The sequence below is a fragment of the Labrenzia sp. VG12 genome, from assembly GCF_002237595.1.
In the GTDB taxonomy this organism is placed as follows: Bacteria; Pseudomonadota; Alphaproteobacteria; order Rhizobiales; family Stappiaceae; genus Roseibium.
Genome location: NZ_CP022529.1, coordinates 3,464,241 through 3,482,750 on the forward strand (window position 1 = coordinate 3,464,241; position 18,510 = coordinate 3,482,750).

Here is an 18,510-nt window from a genome sequence, read left to right on the forward strand (position 1 = left end):
TTCCATGGCTTTCAAAACTCTTGACGATCTGACTGACATTGCCGGCAAACGGGCTCTGGTCCGGGTAGACCTGAACGTCCCGATGGACGGCGGCAAGGTGACCGACACCACGCGTATCGAGCGTGTCCTGCCGACCATCAGCGAACTGTCCGACAAAGGCGCGAAGGTGATCCTGCTTGCCCATTTCGGCCGCCCAAAAGGCGAGCGGGTTGCCGACATGTCACTGGCGCCGGTCGCCCCGGCCGTTGCGGCTCTTTTGGGCAAACCGGTGCTCTTTGCCGATGACTGCATCGGTCAGGCCGCCGAGGACGCCGTTCTGGAACTTGGTGATGGTGACGTTCTGCTCCTGGAAAACACCCGCTATCACAAGGGCGAGGAAAAGAACGATCCGGAGTTCGCCAAGGCGCTGGCCGCCAATGGCGACATCTACGTCAATGACGCGTTTTCAGCGGCTCACCGGGCACATGGGTCTACCGAGGGCCTGGCAAAGCTGCTGCCGGCCTATGCAGGCCGCACCATGCAGGCCGAACTGGAAGCCCTCGGCTCGGCGCTCGGCCAGCCGGTCCGCCCCGTTCTGGCTGTCGTTGGCGGTGCAAAGGTCTCTTCAAAGATCGACCTCCTGGAAAACCTCGTCTCCAGGGTCGACATGCTGGTGATCGGTGGCGGCATGGCCAACACGTTCCTTGCCGCAAAGGGCGTCAATGTCGGCAAGTCCCTGTGTGAACATGATCTCGCCGACACAGCCAACCGGATCATGAAAGCCGCCGATGCTGCAAATTGCGAAATTGTCCTGCCTGCCGACGCTGTGGTTGCCAGGGAATTCAAGGCAGGCGCCGACAATGAAACCGTCGCGCTGGATGTCATTCCGGAAGATGGCATGATCCTCGATGTTGGCGCCGCCTCCATCGACACGGTCAACGCAAAGATTGATGCCGCAAAGACCCTGGTCTGGAATGGTCCGCTCGGTGCCTTCGAGATTGCCCCCTTCGACAAGGCGACCGTCGCCGCCGCCCAACATGCGGCCGCAAATACAAAGGCCGGCAAACTCAACTCCGTCGCCGGTGGCGGTGACACGGTGGCTGCCCTCAATCACGCAGGCGCAGCGGAGGATTTCTCCTATGTGTCAACCGCGGGCGGCGCTTTCCTGGAATGGCTGGAAGGCAAGGAACTGCCCGGCGTCAAGGCGCTCGAAGCCTGATCTGCCAACACGGAGAGGACACCATGAAACGCCAGTTCACCAACATCCTGACCGAAGAGGTCGCCGTCACGGCGGCCTTTTACGAGCAGCTCCTCGGGCTGGTGCCGCAGTTTTCTTCCGACTGGTTTGTCAATCTGGCCGATCCGGAAACACCGGGGCTTGAACTCGGCATCCTCAACCAGACCAGCGACATTGTCCCGGCACGCGCCCAGCGCGCGCCGGCCGGCGTCATCCTGACCTTCGTGGTGGACGATTGCGACGCTCTTTACGAGCGCGCTCGCGACATGAAGGCCGTGATTATCGAACCGCCGCGCGACCTGCCCTATGGCCAGCGCCGCATGATCGTCCGGGACCCGGCCGGAACCTTTGTCGATATCAGCTCGCCGGTCGGATAACGATGCGGGAGGGGCGAAAAGTTAATTCGTGAAGCAAATTAATTGCCCCCCGGCATTTTCCGGCATGCCTTTGTATTTAAATTGATTTAAGGGAAACCAGTCCTCTTTCCATACCGGAAAATCTTGTTAGAACCACCGAGGATTGAGGCACCGCAACATCGGTGCCGTGTTTTTTTGCTAGCTTGTGACGCTAACGGATCCGGACCTTCGGGAGACAATTGATGGCACGCATTACCCTCCGCCAGCTTCTAGACCATGCCGCAGAACACGATTACGGCGTTCCGGCGTTCAACATCAACAACATGGAGCAGGCGCTGGCCATCATGGCCGCGGCGGACAAGACCGATTCTCCCGTCATCATCCAGGCCTCGCGCGGCGCGCGCGCCTATGCCCATGACGTCATGCTGAAACACATGATGGACGCGGTTGTCGAGATCTACCCGCATATTCCGGTCTGTGTTCACCTCGACCACGGAAATGCGCCGCAGACCTGCATGACCGCCATCCAGGCCGGCTTCACCTCCGTGATGATGGACGGGTCCCTGGAAGCCGACGGCAAGACCCCGGCCGACTGGGCCTACAATGTTGGAGTCACCAAGACGGTCACCGACATGGCGCATCTGGGCGGCATTTCCGTTGAAGGCGAACTCGGCGTGCTCGGGTCGCTGGAAACCGGCATGGGCGACAAGGAAGACGGCCACGGCGCTGAAGGCAAACTCAGCCAGGACCAGCTGCTCACCGACCCGGAAGAAGCCGTCAAGTTCGTCAAGGAAACCAAGGTCGATGCCCTGGCCATCGCCATGGGCACCAGCCATGGTGCCTACAAGTTCACCCGCCAGCCGGACGGCGACATCCTGGCCATGCATGTGATCGAGGAAATTCACCGCCGCCTGCCGGACACGCACCTTGTCATGCACGGCTCGTCCTCCGTGCCGCAGGACCTGCAGGACATCATCAACCAGTATGGCGGCGAGATGCCCCAGACCTGGGGCGTGCCCGTGGAAGAAATCCAGCGCGGCATCAAGAACGGCGTTCGCAAGGTCAACATCGACACCGACAACCGCATGGCCATCACCGGCCAGATCCGCCGGATCCTGACGGAAAATCCGGGTGAGTTCGACCCGCGCAAATATCTGAAGCCGGCCCGCGATGCCATGGAAAAACTGTGTGTCGCCCGCCTGGAAGCCTTCAACACGGCCGGCCAGGCCTCCAAGATCAAGAAGATCGTCACGCTGGCCGACATGGCAGCGCGTTACCAGTCCGGCGAACTGGATCCGAAGGTCGCCTGATTGGGCCCTGCCGCGGCCATCTTGCCGCGTCCTTTGTTCACTTTCTTGAAAGAGGGGCCTTGCGTCCCTCTTTCGCCGTCTTTAGGGACAAGAACCCGATGTGAGATCAATCAGGACTGCCGCCCGTGAACCGCCCTCGCCTTTACCTTGTCACTCCGCCGCAATTCGATGCCGAAGAGCTTGCCGGCAAATTGCGCCAGGCCTTCAGCGGCGGTGACATCGCCTGCGTCCTGATCTACATGCCTGGAGCCGGCACCAAGGATCTGCAGGCAGCGGCCAGTGTCCTGGTCCCGGTGATCCAGGAAGGTGGCGCTGCCGCGATTGTCTACCAGGACACCCAGGCAGCCGGTCGCAGTGGCGCAGATGGCGTTCACGTCGACGCCTCCCTGGAGGATGTGAAACTCGCGGTCGAGAGCTTTCAGCCGGAGCGGATCGTCGGCACCGGCGGTACCAAGCAGAAACATGACGCGATGGAATGGGCGGAAACCGGCGTCGACTACATTCTATTCGGCAAGCTGGATCTGCCGGAAAAAACATCGGCGCATGACAAGACCCTGCGCAGCGCGGCGTGGTGGGCGGAGCTTTTTGAAACCCCCTGTGTGGCGCTTGCCGGCAACACGCTCGAGACCCTCGCCGATGTCGCCGCAACGGGCGCCGACTTCGTCGCACTCAAGGATGCTGTCTGGCAGTCCGACACCGAAATTTCATCCCTCATTGCGGAAGCCAACCGTATTCTGGAGGCTCACCCGTTCCCTGAAGGTGATTGAGCCGGAGGACCTGCGAAGCTGATGCCGATTTCTGCCCCCCGCATATCATCGACAAGCTGGACCGCGCTGCTCTTCGGAGCCGCCGTCTTCCTCGGCATGCCGACCCAGCCGGTTCTGGCGCAGCAGAGCGAGCCCGCCGCAGAAACATCTGCGCAAGCGGAAACGGGAGATCAGGCGGAGGTGCCGGTTCCGGCACTGATCGATGTCACGACGCGAGACAAGACGTTGCGCGGCATCATCGATGCCGGTCCACCCAAGCTGGGTGAAAGCGAACAGGCCAACGCATCGACGGCCTATGCCGCCTTTCAACGTGGCTGGTTCCTGACTGCACTGGGCCTTGCAACACCGCTGGCCGAACAAGGCGATCAGGCGGCGCAAGCGCTGATGGGCGTGTTACACGAGGCAGGTCTCGGCATTCGGCAGGACAAGGCCAAGGCCGCGGACTGGTATTCATTGGCTGCCGGCAAGGGCGATGCCGGATCAGCAATGCAGCTGGCGCAGTTTTACCTGCTCGGCACCGGGGTCGACACCGACAAGAAAAAAGCCGCCGACTATTTCCAACAGGCAGCAGATGCAGGCAATGCTTCTGCGCTTTACAATCTCGCACTGCTTTACCAGGAGGGCGAAGGTCGCCCATTTGACGAGGCCAGGGCCCGGGAACTCCTGGAACAGGCGGCCAAGCTCAATGATCCGGAAGCCCAATATGCGCTGGCGCTTTCCTTCCTCGAGGCTCAGACCGGGCTGAACGACCCGGGACAGGGTGCCTTCTGGATGGGCCGGGCGGCCCGGCGCGGCCACACGTCGGCACAGGTCTATTACGGTATACTCCGCTTCCAGGGCAAAGGTGTGGATCCGGATGAATCAGAGGCCGCGGACTGGTTCGAACGGGCAGCAACTGCCGGGAACCCGGTCGCCATGAACCGGCTTGCGCGCATCTATGCCCACGGCCGCGGCCGGGAACAGGACTTTGCCGCAGCTGCCGGTTGGCACCTGATTGCGCGCACGCTCGGAGTTGCCGATTTCAATCTCGACCGCGTTGTGGAAAGCCTCGACGAGACAACCATGGCCGAGGCACGAAAGCTTGCCGAGCAATATTCCGCGACCCTGATGGCACCCTCGGAAGATCCGGCCCGCGAATCGCCGTAAACCTTGCGATTGCATCCCAAATTGTAAGCATGTTTGCCTTTTTTCCTTGAATTCAGCAGGGTTTTGTGGTGGACAGGCGCGAGCAATTTCCGGCGCCTCGGCCACCAGCCGCAGTCCGCGCCGCTTTTCGAATCCAATACAAGTCAAGAAGTCGGTCGTTCCATGAAAATCAACGGAAACGAAATCAAGCCCGGTAACGTGCTGCAGCATCAGGACACCCTGTGGGCCGTGGTCAAGGTCCAGCACGTCAAACCCGGCAAGGGTGGCGCCTTTGCCCAGGTCGAAATGAAAAACCTGCTGGACGGCCGCAAGCTGAACGAGCGTTTCCGCTCCGAAGACAAGGTCGAGCGCGTCCGCCTGGAACAGAAGGACTTCCAGTACCTCTACACCCAGGACGACATGCTGATCTTCATGGACACGGAGACCTACGAGCAGCTCGAACTGCAGTCCGACTTTGTCGGTGATCGCGCCGCCTTTTTGCAGGACGGCATGATGGTGACCGTGGAACTGCACGAGGAGCGCCCGATCGGCATCACCCTGCCGCAGCACGTCACGCTGGAAATCTCCGAAGCCGATGCGGTCGTCAAGGGCCAGACGCAGTCGTCTTCCTACAAGCCCGCCTTGATGGAAAACGGCGTGCGCGTCATGGTACCGCCCTTCATCACTGCCGGCGAGAAAATCATCGTCGACACCGGCACGCTGGAATATGTCCGCCGCGCGGACTGATCGCTGCCCCTCAATCTGATCTGGCGCGCCCGGAACCGTTCGGGCGCCGCCCAACAACAAGTGACAATCCATGGCCCGCACAGCTCTCCTCAACGTGATGACACAAGCCGCCATCAAGGCCGGACGTTCCCTCGTTCGTGACTTTGGCGAAGTGGAAAATCTTCAGGTGTCCCGGAAGGGGCCTGGTGATTTCGTGTCAGCGGCAGATCGCAAGGCCGAAGAGATCGTGCGTGCGGAACTCACCAAGGCCCGGCCGACCTTCGGCCTTGTCATGGAGGAAAGCGGCGAAGTCGAAGGGACGGACGGCCAGCACCGCTGGCATGTCGACCCGCTCGACGGCACCACCAACTTCCTGCACGGCATTCCGATCTTCTGCACCTCGATCGCACTGGAGCGTGCCGGCGAGATCGTTGCCGCCGTCATTTTCAACCCGGTCATGGACGAGCTTTACACCGCTGAACGCGGCCGCGGCGCGTTCCTGAACGACCGCCGCCTTCGTGTGGCCGGTCGTTCCGACCTGCACGACATGGTTTTTGGCACCGGCCTGCCCTTCATCGGCCGCGGCGACCATGGCCGCACCCTCAGGGAGCTGCGCTACATCATGCCGGAAGTTGCCGGCATCCGCCGCTGCGGTGCCGCAGCTCTCGACCTTGCCTGGACCGCGTCCGGTCGCCTCGACGGCTACTGGGAGCGCGATCTCAATTCCTGGGACATCGCCGCCGGTATCCTGTTGGTGCGCGAGGCTGGCGGTTTCGTCAGTGACCTCGCCGGCAAGAACAAGATGCTGGAAAGCGGCGACGTCGTTGTCGGCAACGAAGACGCCCACAAGCATCTGCTGCGTCTCCTGAAACAGGCGGAAGCTCCGGCGAAGAGCTAATTCGCCAACGCCGGATGTCTGACTTGAACATGCACTCAGCCTCATCCTGAGGAGGACCTTCTGGTCCGTCTCAAAGGATCGACGGCTTGTGCCATTCCTTCCCGCCCGTCCTTCGAGACACCGCTGACGCGGTTCCTCAGGATGACGAATGAGAGAAAAGAAGACGCCGGAATACGGCCTTTCCAGACTTTATTGCCCCTTCAGACCTTTAAGAGGTTTCCAAGGCGTTAAAAATCACGCTATCAATCAGTTACGTCCAATTCAGGTGATTGATTGAGCAATATGGCCCGTGAATTTGACCCCTACAGCCTGTCCAGTCCGCGGGCCTATCTGACATTCATGATCATCTTTCTGGTGATCGTTGCCTTCATCGCCTTTATCCTGTTCCCGCAGATTTCGATTGCGTTCATGAGCAATCCCGGCCTCAACGGGCTGATCGTGCTGGTCGGGGTCTTCGGGGTCCTGCTGCTGTTCGGCCGCGTGATCCGCCTGTTCCCGGAAATCTCCTGGGTCAACAGTTTCCGCATCGGCGACCCGGCGCTCGACACGCGCTCGCCGGTGCTGCTGGCCCCGATGGCAGCGCTTCTGGGCAACAAGGCCGGTGACATGGCCCTGACGCCGACAACCGCCCGCTCAATCCTTGATTCCATAGGCATGCGCCTTGAGGAGAGCCGCGAGATCTCCCGCTATCTGACAGGCCTTCTTGTATTTCTCGGCCTGCTCGGCACCTTCTGGGGTCTGCTTCAGACCGTCAGCTCTGTCGGCGCCACCATCCAGTCGCTGGATGTCGGTTCGGGCGATGCCAACGTCATCTTCGAGGATCTCAAAGCCGGTCTTGAAGCCCCGCTCTCCGGCATGGGCACGGCGTTTTCATCCTCGCTTTTCGGTCTGACAGGCTCTCTTGTGCTCGGCTTTCTTGACCTCCAGGCAGGCCAGGCCCAGAACCGTTTTTACAACGAGCTGGAAGACTGGCTCTCCACCGTCACGGACATCGATCCGGAAGACGGCATGTTCAGCGCCAGCGACTCGCCCGGCGTGGAGCAAATTCAGGCTTCGATCGGCGCACTCCAAAAGAGCGTTGAAGAAGGTGGCAGCAAGAATGCGGCCCAGGCCATGGCCAATCTGGCCGAAGGCATCCAGGGCCTGGTCAAGCATGTCCGCTCCGAACAGCAGATGATGCGCGACTGGGCCGAGTCCCAGGGTGAACAGCAGAAACGGATCGAGGGCCTGTTGACCTCGATTTCCGCTGCCTTCGACCGGGCCAAGGAATAACAAGGAGCAGCGACGATGGCAGGAGGCTTGCGCGCCCGCCGCCGCGGACAGGCGACCGACTACTGGCCTGGCTTTGTCGATGCCATGGCAACGCTCCTGCTCGTCATCATCTTTCTCCTCTCGATCTTCATGATCGCCCAGTTTTTCCTGTCCCAGCAGCTGTCCGGCCGCGACACGGTGCTGAACCGGCTCAACGCCCAGATCAGCGAACTGACCGAGTTGCTGGCCCTGGAACGGGCGAATTCCGGCGAACTGGAAGACACGATCCTTGGCCTTCAGGCCAGTTTATCGGATGCCGAAGCCGAACAGTCCCGCCTGCTCGGCCTTCTGGAAAGCAGCTCCGGCGCCGCTGATGCGGCCGGCGGTCGGGCCACCCAGCTTGAAAACCTGCTCGACGACGAACGCCAGATCAGCCAGGAAGCCCTTGCCCAGGTGGAACTGCTGAACCAGCAGATCGCCGCCTTGCGCCGCCAGATCGCGGCAGCCAACGCAGCGCTGGAAGCCTCCGAGGCCAAGGAGGCGGACAGCCAGGCCAAGATTGCCAGCCTCGGCAAACGCCTCAATGCCGCGCTGGTTCAGCGGGTCCAGGAACTGTCCCGCTACCGGTCCGATTTCTTCGGCCGCCTGCGCGAGATCCTTTCCCAGCGCTCCGACATTTCCGTGGTCGGCGACCGGTTCGTGTTCCAGTCGGAGGTCCTTTTCGACAGTGGCCAGGAAGACATCAATCCGGCCGGCCAGGAAGAACTGGACAAGCTTGCCGAAGCCATCCAGGAACTCAGCGCCCAGATCCCGGACGAGATCAACTGGGTGCTGCGCGTTGATGGTCACACGGATGCGCGTCCGCTCTCCGGCACCGGCCGCCTGCGCAACAACTGGGAACTCTCCGCCGCCCGCGCGATCTCGGTGGTGCGGTATCTCATTGAAAAGGGCGTCGATCCCAAGCGGCTTGTTGCCGCCGGATTTGGGGAATTCCAGCCACTGGAAGACGGCGAGACGCCAGAGGCGCTGGCCAAAAACCGGCGCATAGAGCTGAAACTGACCGAACGGTGAGACACCCGTCCCGCATTGACTGGGGAGCGTGTTTCTCAGCCGTGTGGCCTGTCGCGACTGACCGATTTGCCGGCAGCAGCGCTCCGGATAACGAACCTGAACAAACCAGGCTGGCATCATGAGCCTTGATGGCTTGCCCTGAATTTGAGGCAAACAGTGAACGCTCTTTTGAGATGCCTTTCGATCGCAATGTGTCTGGTCGCTGGACCAGGTCAGGCAGAAGAAGAGCGCCTGAGCAGACTTGTCGATTCGGTTCTTTTCAAGAACCTTCTCGATCAGGGGATCTGGTCGGCAGACGTTACACAGACGTCAATCGAATATCGTTGCCTGGCCTGCCAGAACGCAGTGGCGGCCAGACTCGAAATCATCAGCCCATACACAAAGGCATCATTTGCCTCTCCGCGAAGCAGGTTTCTAGCCGAACGAAAAGTCTTTTGCGCACGGCTGGTCACCGAGCCGGATGGTCGTTGCTTGAACTTTTTTCCTGTTTCCATGCGAGGCGGTGCCTTGAAGGGATTTCAGGCCGAGCATGAGGTGCATGGACAACGGCAAATCCAGATTGTCTTCTTTGTCAACGAGCAGCCCCTTGGTCCTGAATTGATCCAGACTACAATCTTTGCCAATGCCGGTAAGGAATTACCCTCTGACACGATAGAATTGTTTCGTTGGCATATGGCGCGACTGACTGCCATTTGGTGAGGCGGCCCCCAGCTCCATTGCTTCACATTCGTTGTCAATCCACCGTGACGCATCATACGTAGCAAATGTGAATGCGGACTTCGTTCGATCGAGCAGACTGGATATCAACCGGTGACAGAAAATCACAACCATCGCACACCCACGGCTCCGAGACGAAGCCTCTGGCTCATTTCGGTCTGTTTTTGCTCTGTCTTGTGGTCGTCAGCGGCCATGTCGACGGAACAGGTGAACCAGGACATCGATGTGGAAATGAGGTGTCAGGCAACCGGCCAATGGCTCGATCCCGAGACTCGGCAAACACTTGTTTCAAGCGAAACCCTGAAACAGGCGGCCAATCCCGGTGTCGTGCTCCTTGGCGAATCCCACACCTCCCGGGAAGACCACCTCTGGCAGCTTCAGACCGTGGCCGGGCTGCATGCTTATCATCCACAGATGGTCATCGGCTTTGAAGCGTTCCCGAGGGAAGTCCAGCCCATCCTCGACGAATGGTCGGCCGGTAAGCTCTCGCAGCAGGAGTTTCTGAAGCAGGTGCGCTGGAGCGAGGTCTGGGGCTATGACGCCGATCTCTACATGCCCCTGTTTGAGTTTGCCCGCCAGAACCGCCTGCCGATGATTGCCCTGAACGTCGATAGGGGGCTCGTCTCCCGTGTTGGACGTGAGGGCTGGGACGCCATTCCCGCCGCTGACCGTGAGGGCCTCGGCGACCCGGCCGAAGCCAGTGCCGGTTACCGGGACGCGCTCGCCCGTGTATGGGCGACCAAGGCTGCTCTCAGACACGGGTCAGCCGCGCCCGGCGATGACAAGGAGGCTCCCGCGAGCGCGGCCCCAAGCATCGAAGACATCCTGAAGGACCCCGGCTTTGCAAGGTTCGTTGAGGCACAGCTGACCTGGGACCGGGCGATGGCGGAGGCACTGGCCGATGCCCGGCAGATCGACCAGGACGCGCTCGTTGTTGGCATTCTGGGACGCGGCCATGTCGAACATGGCTATGGCGTGCCGCACCAGCTTGCGGATCTCGGCACGGATCCCGTCACACGTTTCCTGCCGGTCCGAACCGGAAAAGACTGCGCAGCGGTTGAGCCAACGCTGGCGGAGGCCGTGTTCCTCGTTGATGATCGAGCCTCCGATGCAAATCCAGCCGACAGGCCGCGCCTCGGCGTTTTCATCGAGACCGCTGAGGATGGCGGTGTCCGGTTGCTGGAAATTGTTGACGACAGCATTGCCGCGGCAGCGGAGCTGACTGCGGGGGACATCATCATTGAAGCTGCCGGTGTCGAACTGAAGACATCAGCTGATCTGGTGGAGGTGGTCTCACGCCAGGCGCCGGGCACATGGCTGCCACTCGCCGTGTTGCGCGACGGGGACCGGCTGGAGCTTGTGGCCAGGTTTCCAACGAAGTCGGACGAGTAGCGTGTTCAGGGCCGCTTTCCTTGTCCTGATCCTCGGGGTTCTGTCCCTCTCGCCGGCAGACGCGTCAGGACCTGCAGCGCCAACGCATCACGCTCTTGTGGTGCAGCTGGACCCGGCGACCCGCTCCCTCAAGGTGACCGACGAGATCACGGTGGAAGGACGCACGCGGCTCTTCCTGCGGTTTGCGGACTGGATGGTCCTTGAAGAAATCAGTTTGAACGGCAAACCGATAGACGGTGTGACGCGGGCGGACGGTGTTGTTGTGCCACTTGCAAACGCTGACGCTCAAACGGTGACCATCCGGCTTCGCGGAGAGGTTCCGGGGCTGGAACAAGGCAGCCGGAATTTGCCCGATGCCTTTGCCGGGCCGGAAGGCGCCTTTCTGTCGGGGTATGCCGGCTGGTTTCCCTATGTCGGCGACAAGGTGATCAGCTATCGGCTGGACATCTCGGTGCCAGCTCCCTTTCGGGCCGTGTCCTTCGGCTCGCTGCGGGAAGAAACATCGAGCGAAAACGGCAACACCGCCATTTTCGAACAGGCTCTCTCGCTGGAACCTCCTTCATTGTTCGTTGGCCCCTATGAGGTTGGTGAAAGTCATGTTGGCAGCACACGTTTGCGTACCTATTTCCCAGAGCGCCTGGCGGATTACTCCGACCAGTACCTGGATACCGCCGGCAAGTACCTGGCAGACTTCGGCACCGAGATCGGGGCCTATCCATTCGAGGACTTCCACATAATCTCGTCGCCACTGCCTGTCGGGCTCGGTTATCCCAATCTGACCTATATCGGTGAGATGATCGTACCGCTGCCCTTCATGCAGGGACAGTCCCTTGCCCATGAGATCCTGCACAACTGGTGGGGCAATGGGGTTCAGGTCGATTATGGCAGCGGCAACTGGGCAGAGGGTCTGACCACCTATATGGCCGATTACGGCCTTGCGCGGGAAAAGGGTGCGGACGCAGCCCGCCAGATGCGTCTCGGCTGGTTGCGTGACTATGCAGCGCTGCCCACCAAGCGCGACCAGGCGGTCAACCGCTTCATCAGCAAGCGGCATCAGGCAGCCCAGGTCATCGGCTACAACAAGACCGCCCACATCTTCCACATGCTGGAGGGCGAAATCGGCGCGAGTGCCTTCTCCGAAGGCATTCGAAGGTTCTGGACCGAACACCAATTCAAGATTGCCGGCTGGTCCGATCTTCAAAACGCCTTCGAAGCCACGTCCGGCCGGGATCTTGCCTGGTTCTTCGATCAATGGATTTCACAGCCGGGTGCACCCTCGATTGCCGTTGCTGATGTCACGACCGCCCGTGAAGATGATACCTACCTCACCTCCCTGACGGTGAAACAGTCTGAGCCGACCTACAGGCTGCGCCTGCCAGTTGATCTCGAAACGACCGCCGGTGTTGCTCGGCACCATGCCGAGATCGACGGCCCATCAACAACGCTCCGATTTGAAACGAACGATCAGCCGACACGGATCAGCCTTGATCCGGACTTTGACCTCTTCCGGCACCTCCTGCCGGGGGAAAGCCCGCCGATTCTGCGCGATGTTACCCTGGCCGCTGCGGTTGATGTTGTTGTGCTCGACAGCATCCTTTCAGCTGACGCGGCAATGTCAGTCGTCCCTCGCATGGTGGATCGGGGCGCAAAACTGCGCCTGGCGAAGAACTATCAGGCCAACGATCGTCCAGCGCTTGTCTTTGGCACAAGGGAAAGTCTGGAGCGTTTTGCGGCCACTCACGGACTGGAGCGATTGCCAGCCCCGAATACAGAGGCGGCAGCCTGGGTCGACAAAACGCCATCTGGCGCACCCGTCCTGCTGATATCCGTCAACAGCCCTGAAGGACTTCAGGCGGTCAGCCGGACCCTCAGGCATTATGGCCGCCAGAGCTTTGTGACCTTTGCTGACGGTCGTGCCGTGGACCGCGGCATCTGGCCGAGCGGCGAAAGTCCGCTGACTTTTCCTTTGGCGGGCACCGGTAGCAGCGATAGCCCGCAATAAATCCAATCCCCATCCATCTTCAGATGGATTGCGGCCCCGCGGCAGCCGGACTAGCGTCTGGCAACACCCCTTGCAGCGGCCATGACGGCCGCGCGAGTGGGCAATTTCAGACGTTCCAGGATGGCGTGGACATGATCCTTGACGGTGGCAACGGAAATCCTCAGCTCCCTTGCGATCTCCTTGTTGGATCGTCCGGCAATCAGATGTTCGGCCACCATGCGCTGACGCGGCGTCAATGGGTCCAGCAGACAACCTGGCGATGGGGCCTCGGAAACTGTTACGAGCGGCGCCCCAAGGATTGCGCTGGCCTCAAGATCAATCTTCAAACGGGTTCCGGGTCTTGCCAGGGGAGCCAGAGCCTCAAGCGCTTTTACCGGCATCGCCCGTTTGGGGTCACCGGTCAGGTCGTCCAGCGCTGTGGCCAGCGCATCAAGCATTTTTGGATCAACGGACATGAAAGGACTTCCCCGTGAACAGCATGCCCCTTGAGATCACAAATTTTTTCCTGGCAATGCAAGCCGGTCCCTCAGGCCAGGAGCTTCTGCGCGCTCTATTCACCGAGGATGCCGAGTATTCAGAGCCATTTTCAGGACAAGATGAACCCCATCGCGGCCGTGACGCCATTCTTGCAGCCTTCGCAGGCAGTCGCACAGAGGAATTCGACGATGCCGTCATCCATCTCGGATCTGTCGAACTTGAAGACGATACCATCACCGTGGCCTGGACCTGCTACTCCAGGGCTATTCCCGGCGGACAGGGAAGTGGCAAAAACATCTTTCGGCTTGAGAACGGCAAGATCGTTTCCCTGATCACAAAGCTCGACATGCCCTGACCTCAGCCTGCTTGTGTCATCGCATGACAAACGGATTGGCCATCGGCGCGCCCGAGGTGTTGATCCAGGTGGTCTTTGTCCTGGTGTAGTCCAGCACGGCCTCCAGCCCGCCTTCCCGGCCGTAGCCCGACTGGTTATAGCCGCCGAAAGGCGCGATCGGCGAGATCGCGCGATAGGTGTTCACCCAGCAGATGCCAGCGCGCAGCCGCGAGGAGACCCGGTGCGCCCGGGCAACATCCTGCGTGAAAACACCCGAGGCCAGTCCATAGTCGGACTTGTTGGCCAGGGCGATGGCCTCGTCTTCCGTGTCAAAGGGCATCAGCGACATCACCGGACCGAACATCTCCACGTTCAGCGTCTCGATGTCCGCTGAGGGACACTCAACCAGAGTGGGGGCCATGTAGTTGCCCGGCTGATCAAGCGGTGCGCCGCCAAAATGTATCGAAGCCCCCTGTGCCTGTGCCTTCTCCAGCGTCTCCCTGATCCTCTCCACCTGGGCTTTCGTGCAAAGCGGCCCGACATGCGTTGCCGCATCCAGCGGGTTTCCGACGCGGATACCGGATGCCTTTTCCTTGATCCGGGCAACGAGCGCATCAAAGATGCCGCGCTGAACGAGGCCACGTGAGCCGGCAACACAGCTTTGTCCGGATGCGCCGAAATTGCCGGCAATCAGTCCGTTGGCCGCCCCGTCCAGATCCGCGTCGTCAAAGACCAGCACCGGTGACTTGCCGCCCAGCTCCAGAGAGGTGACGGCGAAATTTTCTGCCGAGTTGCGCACCACATGCCGCGCCGTTTCCGGACCGCCGGTAAAGGCGATCCGGTCAATGTCCGGATGACGTGTCAACGGGATGGCGCAGTTTTCCGCATCTCCCGTAATGACCGAAACAACACCCGGTGGGAAACCGGCCTCTTCGACGAGAGAGGCGAATTCAAGCATCGGCACCGGCGCCATCTCTGACGCTTTCAGAATGACGCAACACCCTGCTGCAAGCGCCGGCCCCAGTTTCGTTGCCGTCAGAAACATCTGCGCGTTCCATGGCACGATGGCCGCAACCACGCCGATGGGCTCGCGCTTGGTGAAGACATGCATGTCCGGCTTGTCGATCGGCAGGACTGCCCCTTCGATCTTGTCGGCAAGCCCGGCATAGTAGCGATAAAAGTCGCCGACATAACTGGTCTGGCTGAGTGTTTCGGCCAGGAGCTTGCCGCTGTCGGCCGTCTCCAGCCTGCCAAGCTTTTCCGCATTGGCCTCGATCAGGTCAGCCAGACGGTGAAGCAGCTTGCCGCGCGCGGTTTGCGTCATGTCACGCCAGGCCGGGTCGTTCAGGGCGCGGCGCGCGGCGGCAACGGCGGCCTCGACGTCTTCCGGCGACGCACAGGCGAAGGTTGCCCACGCTTCCCCGGTCGACGGATCTTCGGTGGTCATCACCTGGCCTAGCGCGCCCTCGCGCCGTTTGCCGTCGATGTAAAGCTGATAATGCTGCATCACTCCCCCTCAGCCGAAGGCCGGCATGACGTCTTCGATGAACCGGGTCAGCGAGGCTTTCTTGCGCTCAAAGCTCATGCCGCTGTCGATCCAGAACGAATACTCGTCATAACCAAGATCCTCGTAGCGCTTGATGCGGTCAATCACTTCCTGCGCCGTGCCGACCGTGAGATCCCGTGCCATGTTCTCAGGCGCCATCATGGCGTTGCCCGCAATTTCATGGTCGCCGAGTTCCTCGATCAGGCCCTGGCGCACCGGTCGCTTGTTCTGGAACCAGGCCCCGAAATAACAATAGAAGCGGGACAATTCCTGTGCAGCGAGCGTGGCGTCATCCAAATCGCTGGCCACATAGGTGTGATGCAGCAGCATGATTTTCGGTCGCGGCCCGTCATGGCCGGCGCAGGCAGCGTTGAACCGTTCCATCAGGGTTTCGATTTCCTCGAGGCCTTGCCAGAGTGGCGTCACCTGAATGTTGAAACCGTTGTGAACCCCAAATTCGTGGCTCTTCGGATCACGGGCGGCGATCCAGATCGGAGGACCGCTCTCCTGCAGAGGTTTGGGCGCGGAGGTGGAGGCCGGGAACTGGAAATAGGCCCCTTCATGGGCGCAGTCTCCCTGCCAGAGTTTCGGGATCAACGGTGCGGTTTCGCGCATGCGCTGCCCCGCCTCCCAGGCGTCCATACCGGGCATCAGGCGTTCATATTCATACGAATAGGCCCCCCGCGCGATGCCAAGCTCGAGTCGGCCACCGGTCATCAGGTCTGCGGCGGCGGCCTCCCCGGCCAGCTTGATCGGGTGCCAGAACGGCGCAATCACGGTGCCGGTGCCAAGGCGGACATTCTTCGTGTGATGCGCAAGGTCAACGAGCGACATGAACGGGTTCGGCGCAATGGTGAACTCCATGCCGTGGTGTTCACCGGTCCAGATGGCGCGCATGCCACCCTCATCGGCCAGCCGGCACAGGGACAAAAAGTCCTCGTAGAGCTGGTCATGCGGCTGGTCTGGCGTCAGCCGCTCCATATGGGCAAACAGGGAAAACTCCATGTCAGGCGCCTCCGCTCAGTGTGTGAATCTCTCCCGAGGCGCTGTCCCCGAGATAGAGGTTGAAATTCTGATTGGCCGTTTCCCTGGCAAACCGGGTCAGCATGCTGGCAACCGCCGGTGAAGCGCAGGAAATCCCGGACAGCTGGTCGATTTCGACCGCGACCAAAGGGCTGTCCGCTGCGACCTCAAACACTTCCGCCAGGAGATAGGCAAAATGCGACGACTGCTCCGGATCCTCGAAAACCGAATAGACAGGTCCGAGCCGGGCCCCGACGCCAAGCCGCTTGAGCTCCAAATTCAAGGTGTCCCGCACTGCTGTTTTTTCCTGAACGGCACAAGAGGGAGGACGGAGCCCCTCCGGTGTCTGCTCCAGCAGCACCCTGTTTCCAAACTTGAGAATGGTCCCGGCGACATTCCGCCTTGCAGCCGGGTCCCGGGTGCTGTGCTCCAGACCCAGGGTGAAGAACTGACCGCCGGCATAACCCAGCCCTGCCCCCGGTTCCTGGTCGAAACCGGTCACTTCACCCATCAGGATCACGTGATCCCCGGCGGGCACAACCTTGTGTGTCTTGCAGGAAAACCGGGCGAGCGCACCAGAAATGACCGGCACCCCATGTGCGTCCGGCGCATGATCCACCTGCGCGAACCGGTCTCCCTTGTAGCCGGCAAACGTATTGGCCACAGACCTCTGGTCTTCCGACAGCACACTCACGCAAAAGCGTTCGCAGGACAGAAAGCTCTCATAGCTCGACAGGAACTTGCCCGGGCAGACCAGCAAGAGCGGCGGGTCCAGCGACACGGAAGAAAAGGAATTTGCCGTGAAGCCGACCGGCTGTCCGTTTGCGTCCAGAGTGGTCACCACCGTGACGCCGGTCATGTAGCGTCCGAAGGCATCGCGCAGGCTGCGCGGATCAACAGTCCTCATGTCAGGCTCTCCGTTGCAAACGCTTGAATGGCCGCCGTCACCTCAGCCGCATGGGTCATGGGCATCATGTGGGCGGCACCCGCCAGGACCCTGCATCGGCCGTCGGCTGCCAGGGCCGCCATCGCCTCCGACATGGCCGGCGTGGAATTGGGCTCTTCCCGCCCGGTCATGAACAGAGCCGGACAATTGAGGGATCGGAGACCGGCATCACTTGGTCCGTCCTCGCTGGCAAAAACCCTATAGGCGTGCCGATAGCTTTCCGGGTCCACTGACCGTAGCCAGCCGGCACAGGCGTTCCGTTCGGGCGAGGCCCGATCGCCGAACCATCGCGCCAGTGTCGGCTCCGGGTCGGGTCCATGGACGCCGTCAAGTTGGCCTGCCCGTTGGCGAACAGCCTCGCCGGCTGCAGTGGTTCGGCGGTAGATGGCATTCAGCGCCACCACGCCGCGCACAGCGTCCGGATTGCGGAACGCCAGGTCGAGCGCGATCATCGCGCCCATGGAATGGCCGACGAGAACAGTGTCCCGGTTGAGCAACCCGGCAAGTCGATCGCTGAACGCCTGAAGCGTCGGCTCCTCTGCAAATCCGTCGCTCTCCCCATGACCGGCAAGATCCGGCGCCAGAACCTCGAAGGACCCTGCAAGGTCTGGAAGCTGCCCGGCCCAGGCTTCCGCGCGGAGCCCGACGCCATGGATCAGCACCAGACGTGGACCGCTGCCCGCCCGGATATAAGCTGTTCGGCCTGTCCTAGATCGCGGCCGGGTTGTCCACGTCATGGCCCATCTCTTTCAGATCCTGGTAGCGATCGCCGATGCGGTGAAACGGCCGGCCCGATGTGGCCCCGCCAAGCGCCACGATAATTTCATCTGCCCGCGGCGCATCGGGCACCGAAAACTGCAGTGTCAGATAATGGGAGCGGCGACCTGCATCATTCTTGTCCATCAGGGGGATCGAGACCGGCGCATTTGCCGGGCCGCGCGTATTGGTGAAGGCCAGATAGGATTTGGCGCCAACAGCCTCCCGGAAATGATTGCCGAAGCGTAGCGTGTGGATCAGGGCTGAGGCATGCTCGATCTCTCCGTCCAGGCCGACGACCGCAGCCTTGCCATAGGCCTCGATCGCTTCGCCGTTGCCCCCCAGCCGCAACATTCTTTCCGTCAAAAGAGCGCCGAGTTCCGGACCATAGGTAGAGATCTCCGGCTTGAGGTCCTCGACAAAACGACCGGACCAGGGATTTCGGACAATGGCGGCAACGCCGAACATGCGCCAGGGCGTCTCGGTTTTCCGGAAACCTTCGATCAGCGTTTCCTCTTCATAGGTGACAATTTTTCTGATGTCCGGCCGCATTCCGGCTCCCTCTTCGCATTGGCCTGTGTTCAGAAAACTATCGGT

General features: G+C 61.0%; 19 protein-coding genes. 13 read left to right on the forward strand and 6 right to left on the reverse strand.

Annotated elements, in window-relative coordinates:
* Window positions 1-4: 4 nt before the first annotated feature.
* From pgk to CHH27_RS16030, 12 genes are all read left to right on the forward strand, one after another.
* Window positions 5-1,198, forward strand: coding sequence for a phosphoglycerate kinase (gene pgk, locus CHH27_RS15975; protein ID WP_094072471.1), 1,194 nt, complete (start codon window positions 5-7; stop codon window positions 1,196-1,198).
* A 23-nt stretch (window positions 1,199-1,221) separates the two neighbouring features.
* Complete coding sequence (locus CHH27_RS15980) at window positions 1,222-1,593, forward strand: VOC family protein (protein WP_094072472.1); 372 nt, start codon at window positions 1,222-1,224, stop codon at window positions 1,591-1,593.
* A gap of 221 nt (window positions 1,594-1,814) precedes the next feature.
* Window positions 1,815-2,882 (forward strand): class II fructose-bisphosphate aldolase, encoded by a 1,068-nt coding sequence (gene fba, locus CHH27_RS15985; protein WP_094072473.1) that lies wholly within the window; start codon window positions 1,815-1,817, stop codon window positions 2,880-2,882.
* A 125-nt stretch (window positions 2,883-3,007) separates the two neighbouring features.
* Window positions 3,008-3,649: a thiamine phosphate synthase gene (locus tag CHH27_RS15990; RefSeq protein ID WP_094072474.1), complete on the forward strand. Its 642-nt coding sequence runs from the start codon at window positions 3,008-3,010 to the stop codon at window positions 3,647-3,649.
* Window positions 3,650-3,670: 21 nt separating this feature from the next.
* Window positions 3,671-4,795: a tetratricopeptide repeat protein gene (locus CHH27_RS15995; RefSeq protein ID WP_208988248.1), complete on the forward strand. Its 1,125-nt coding sequence runs from the start codon at window positions 3,671-3,673 to the stop codon at window positions 4,793-4,795.
* A gap of 162 nt (window positions 4,796-4,957) precedes the next feature.
* Window positions 4,958-5,521, forward strand: a complete 564-nt coding sequence (gene efp / locus CHH27_RS16000) for an elongation factor P (RefSeq protein ID WP_094074798.1) — start codon at window positions 4,958-4,960, stop codon at window positions 5,519-5,521.
* Between the two features lie 70 nt (window positions 5,522-5,591).
* Window positions 5,592-6,398: an inositol monophosphatase family protein gene (locus tag CHH27_RS16005; protein WP_094072475.1), complete on the forward strand. Its 807-nt coding sequence runs from the start codon at window positions 5,592-5,594 to the stop codon at window positions 6,396-6,398.
* A 282-nt stretch (window positions 6,399-6,680) separates the two neighbouring features.
* On the forward strand, window positions 6,681-7,670 hold the full coding sequence (locus tag CHH27_RS16010) for a flagellar motor protein MotA (RefSeq protein ID WP_094072476.1): 990 nt from the start codon (window positions 6,681-6,683) through the stop codon (window positions 7,668-7,670).
* Between the two features lie 15 nt (window positions 7,671-7,685).
* Entirely contained in the window at window positions 7,686-8,720 is a 1,035-nt protein-coding gene (locus CHH27_RS16015; RefSeq protein WP_094072477.1) for a peptidoglycan -binding protein, read from the forward strand.
* 156 nt (window positions 8,721-8,876) lie between these two features.
* Window positions 8,877-9,419: a hypothetical protein gene (locus CHH27_RS16020; protein WP_157738956.1), complete on the forward strand. Its 543-nt coding sequence runs from the start codon at window positions 8,877-8,879 to the stop codon at window positions 9,417-9,419.
* Between the two features lie 210 nt (window positions 9,420-9,629).
* Window positions 9,630-10,829: a ChaN family lipoprotein gene (locus tag CHH27_RS16025; protein WP_198338234.1), complete on the forward strand. Its 1,200-nt coding sequence runs from the start codon at window positions 9,630-9,632 to the stop codon at window positions 10,827-10,829.
* A 1-nt stretch (window position 10,830) separates the two neighbouring features.
* A complete protein-coding gene (locus CHH27_RS16030; protein ID WP_094072479.1) occupies window positions 10,831-12,831 on the forward strand; it encodes a M1 family metallopeptidase in 2,001 nt (666 codons plus the stop codon).
* Window positions 12,832-12,881: 50 nt separating this feature from the next.
* Here the strand turns inward: CHH27_RS16030 and CHH27_RS16035 are convergent, their stop codons facing one another.
* Window positions 12,882-13,286, reverse strand: a complete 405-nt coding sequence (locus tag CHH27_RS16035; protein WP_094072480.1) for a LuxR C-terminal-related transcriptional regulator — start codon at window positions 13,284-13,286, stop codon at window positions 12,882-12,884.
* Between the two features lie 23 nt (window positions 13,287-13,309).
* Between CHH27_RS16035 and CHH27_RS16040 the strand changes: the two genes are divergently transcribed.
* The gene (locus CHH27_RS16040; RefSeq protein WP_247646295.1) at window positions 13,310-13,663 is read left to right on the forward strand and encodes a nuclear transport factor 2 family protein; all 354 of its coding nucleotides are present in this window, start codon (window positions 13,310-13,312) and stop codon (window positions 13,661-13,663) included.
* A 16-nt stretch (window positions 13,664-13,679) separates the two neighbouring features.
* Here CHH27_RS16040 and CHH27_RS16045 read toward each other — a convergent pair whose 3' ends face one another.
* From CHH27_RS16045 to CHH27_RS16065, 5 genes are read right to left on the reverse strand one after another with little or no spacing between them, the layout of a single operon-like run.
* Window positions 13,680-15,149: an aldehyde dehydrogenase gene (locus tag CHH27_RS16045; protein ID WP_094072482.1), complete on the reverse strand. Its 1,470-nt coding sequence runs from the start codon at window positions 15,147-15,149 to the stop codon at window positions 13,680-13,682.
* Between the two features lie 9 nt (window positions 15,150-15,158).
* Window positions 15,159-16,193 (reverse strand): LLM class flavin-dependent oxidoreductase, encoded by a 1,035-nt coding sequence (locus tag CHH27_RS16050; RefSeq protein WP_094072483.1) that lies wholly within the window; start codon window positions 16,191-16,193, stop codon window positions 15,159-15,161.
* Between the two features lies 1 nt (window position 16,194).
* Complete coding sequence (locus CHH27_RS16055; RefSeq protein ID WP_094072484.1) at window positions 16,195-17,118, reverse strand: flavin reductase family protein; 924 nt, start codon at window positions 17,116-17,118, stop codon at window positions 16,195-16,197.
* Window positions 17,115-17,894, reverse strand: a complete 780-nt coding sequence (locus tag CHH27_RS16060; RefSeq protein ID WP_094072485.1) for an alpha/beta fold hydrolase — start codon at window positions 17,892-17,894, stop codon at window positions 17,115-17,117. Before CHH27_RS16060 ends, CHH27_RS16055 begins: the two co-directional genes overlap by 4 nt.
* Window positions 17,866-18,465: an amino acid synthesis family protein gene (locus CHH27_RS16065; protein WP_094074800.1), complete on the reverse strand. Its 600-nt coding sequence runs from the start codon at window positions 18,463-18,465 to the stop codon at window positions 17,866-17,868. The genes CHH27_RS16060 and CHH27_RS16065 overlap by 29 nt, the downstream gene beginning before the upstream one ends.
* Between the last annotated feature and the right edge of the window lie 45 nt (window positions 18,466-18,510).

What these genes read in the sequence shown, in the direction of transcription:
- pgk (WP_094072471.1), top strand. Translation starts at nt 5, where the DNA reads ATGGCTTTCAAAACTCTTGACGATCTGACTGACATTGCCGGCAAACGG.
- CHH27_RS15980 (WP_094072472.1), top strand. Translation starts at nt 1,222, where the DNA reads ATGAAACGCCAGTTCACCAACATCCTGACCGAAGAGGTCGCCGTCACG.
- CHH27_RS16055 (WP_094072484.1), bottom strand. Translation starts at nt 17,118, where the DNA reads ATGAGGACTGTTGATCCGCGCAGCCTGCGCGATGCCTTCGGACGCTAC.
- CHH27_RS16015 (WP_094072477.1), top strand. Translation starts at nt 7,686, where the DNA reads ATGGCAGGAGGCTTGCGCGCCCGCCGCCGCGGACAGGCGACCGACTAC.
- CHH27_RS16060 (WP_094072485.1), bottom strand. Translation starts at nt 17,894, where the DNA reads ATGACGTGGACAACCCGGCCGCGATCTAGGACAGGCCGAACAGCTTAT.
- efp (WP_094074798.1), top strand. Translation starts at nt 4,958, where the DNA reads ATGAAAATCAACGGAAACGAAATCAAGCCCGGTAACGTGCTGCAGCAT.
- CHH27_RS16065 (WP_094074800.1), bottom strand. Translation starts at nt 18,465, where the DNA reads ATGCGGCCGGACATCAGAAAAATTGTCACCTATGAAGAGGAAACGCTG.
- CHH27_RS16040 (WP_247646295.1), top strand. Translation starts at nt 13,310, where the DNA reads ATGCCCCTTGAGATCACAAATTTTTTCCTGGCAATGCAAGCCGGTCCC.
- fba (WP_094072473.1), top strand. Translation starts at nt 1,815, where the DNA reads ATGGCACGCATTACCCTCCGCCAGCTTCTAGACCATGCCGCAGAACAC.
- CHH27_RS16010 (WP_094072476.1), top strand. Translation starts at nt 6,681, where the DNA reads ATGGCCCGTGAATTTGACCCCTACAGCCTGTCCAGTCCGCGGGCCTAT.
- CHH27_RS16035 (WP_094072480.1), bottom strand. Translation starts at nt 13,286, where the DNA reads ATGTCCGTTGATCCAAAAATGCTTGATGCGCTGGCCACAGCGCTGGAC.
- CHH27_RS16005 (WP_094072475.1), top strand. Translation starts at nt 5,592, where the DNA reads ATGGCCCGCACAGCTCTCCTCAACGTGATGACACAAGCCGCCATCAAG.
- CHH27_RS16050 (WP_094072483.1), bottom strand. Translation starts at nt 16,193, where the DNA reads ATGGAGTTTTCCCTGTTTGCCCATATGGAGCGGCTGACGCCAGACCAG.
- CHH27_RS16045 (WP_094072482.1), bottom strand. Translation starts at nt 15,149, where the DNA reads ATGCAGCATTATCAGCTTTACATCGACGGCAAACGGCGCGAGGGCGCG.
- CHH27_RS16025 (WP_198338234.1), top strand. Translation starts at nt 9,630, where the DNA reads ATGTCGACGGAACAGGTGAACCAGGACATCGATGTGGAAATGAGGTGT.
- CHH27_RS15995 (WP_208988248.1), top strand. Translation starts at nt 3,671, where the DNA reads ATGCCGATTTCTGCCCCCCGCATATCATCGACAAGCTGGACCGCGCTG.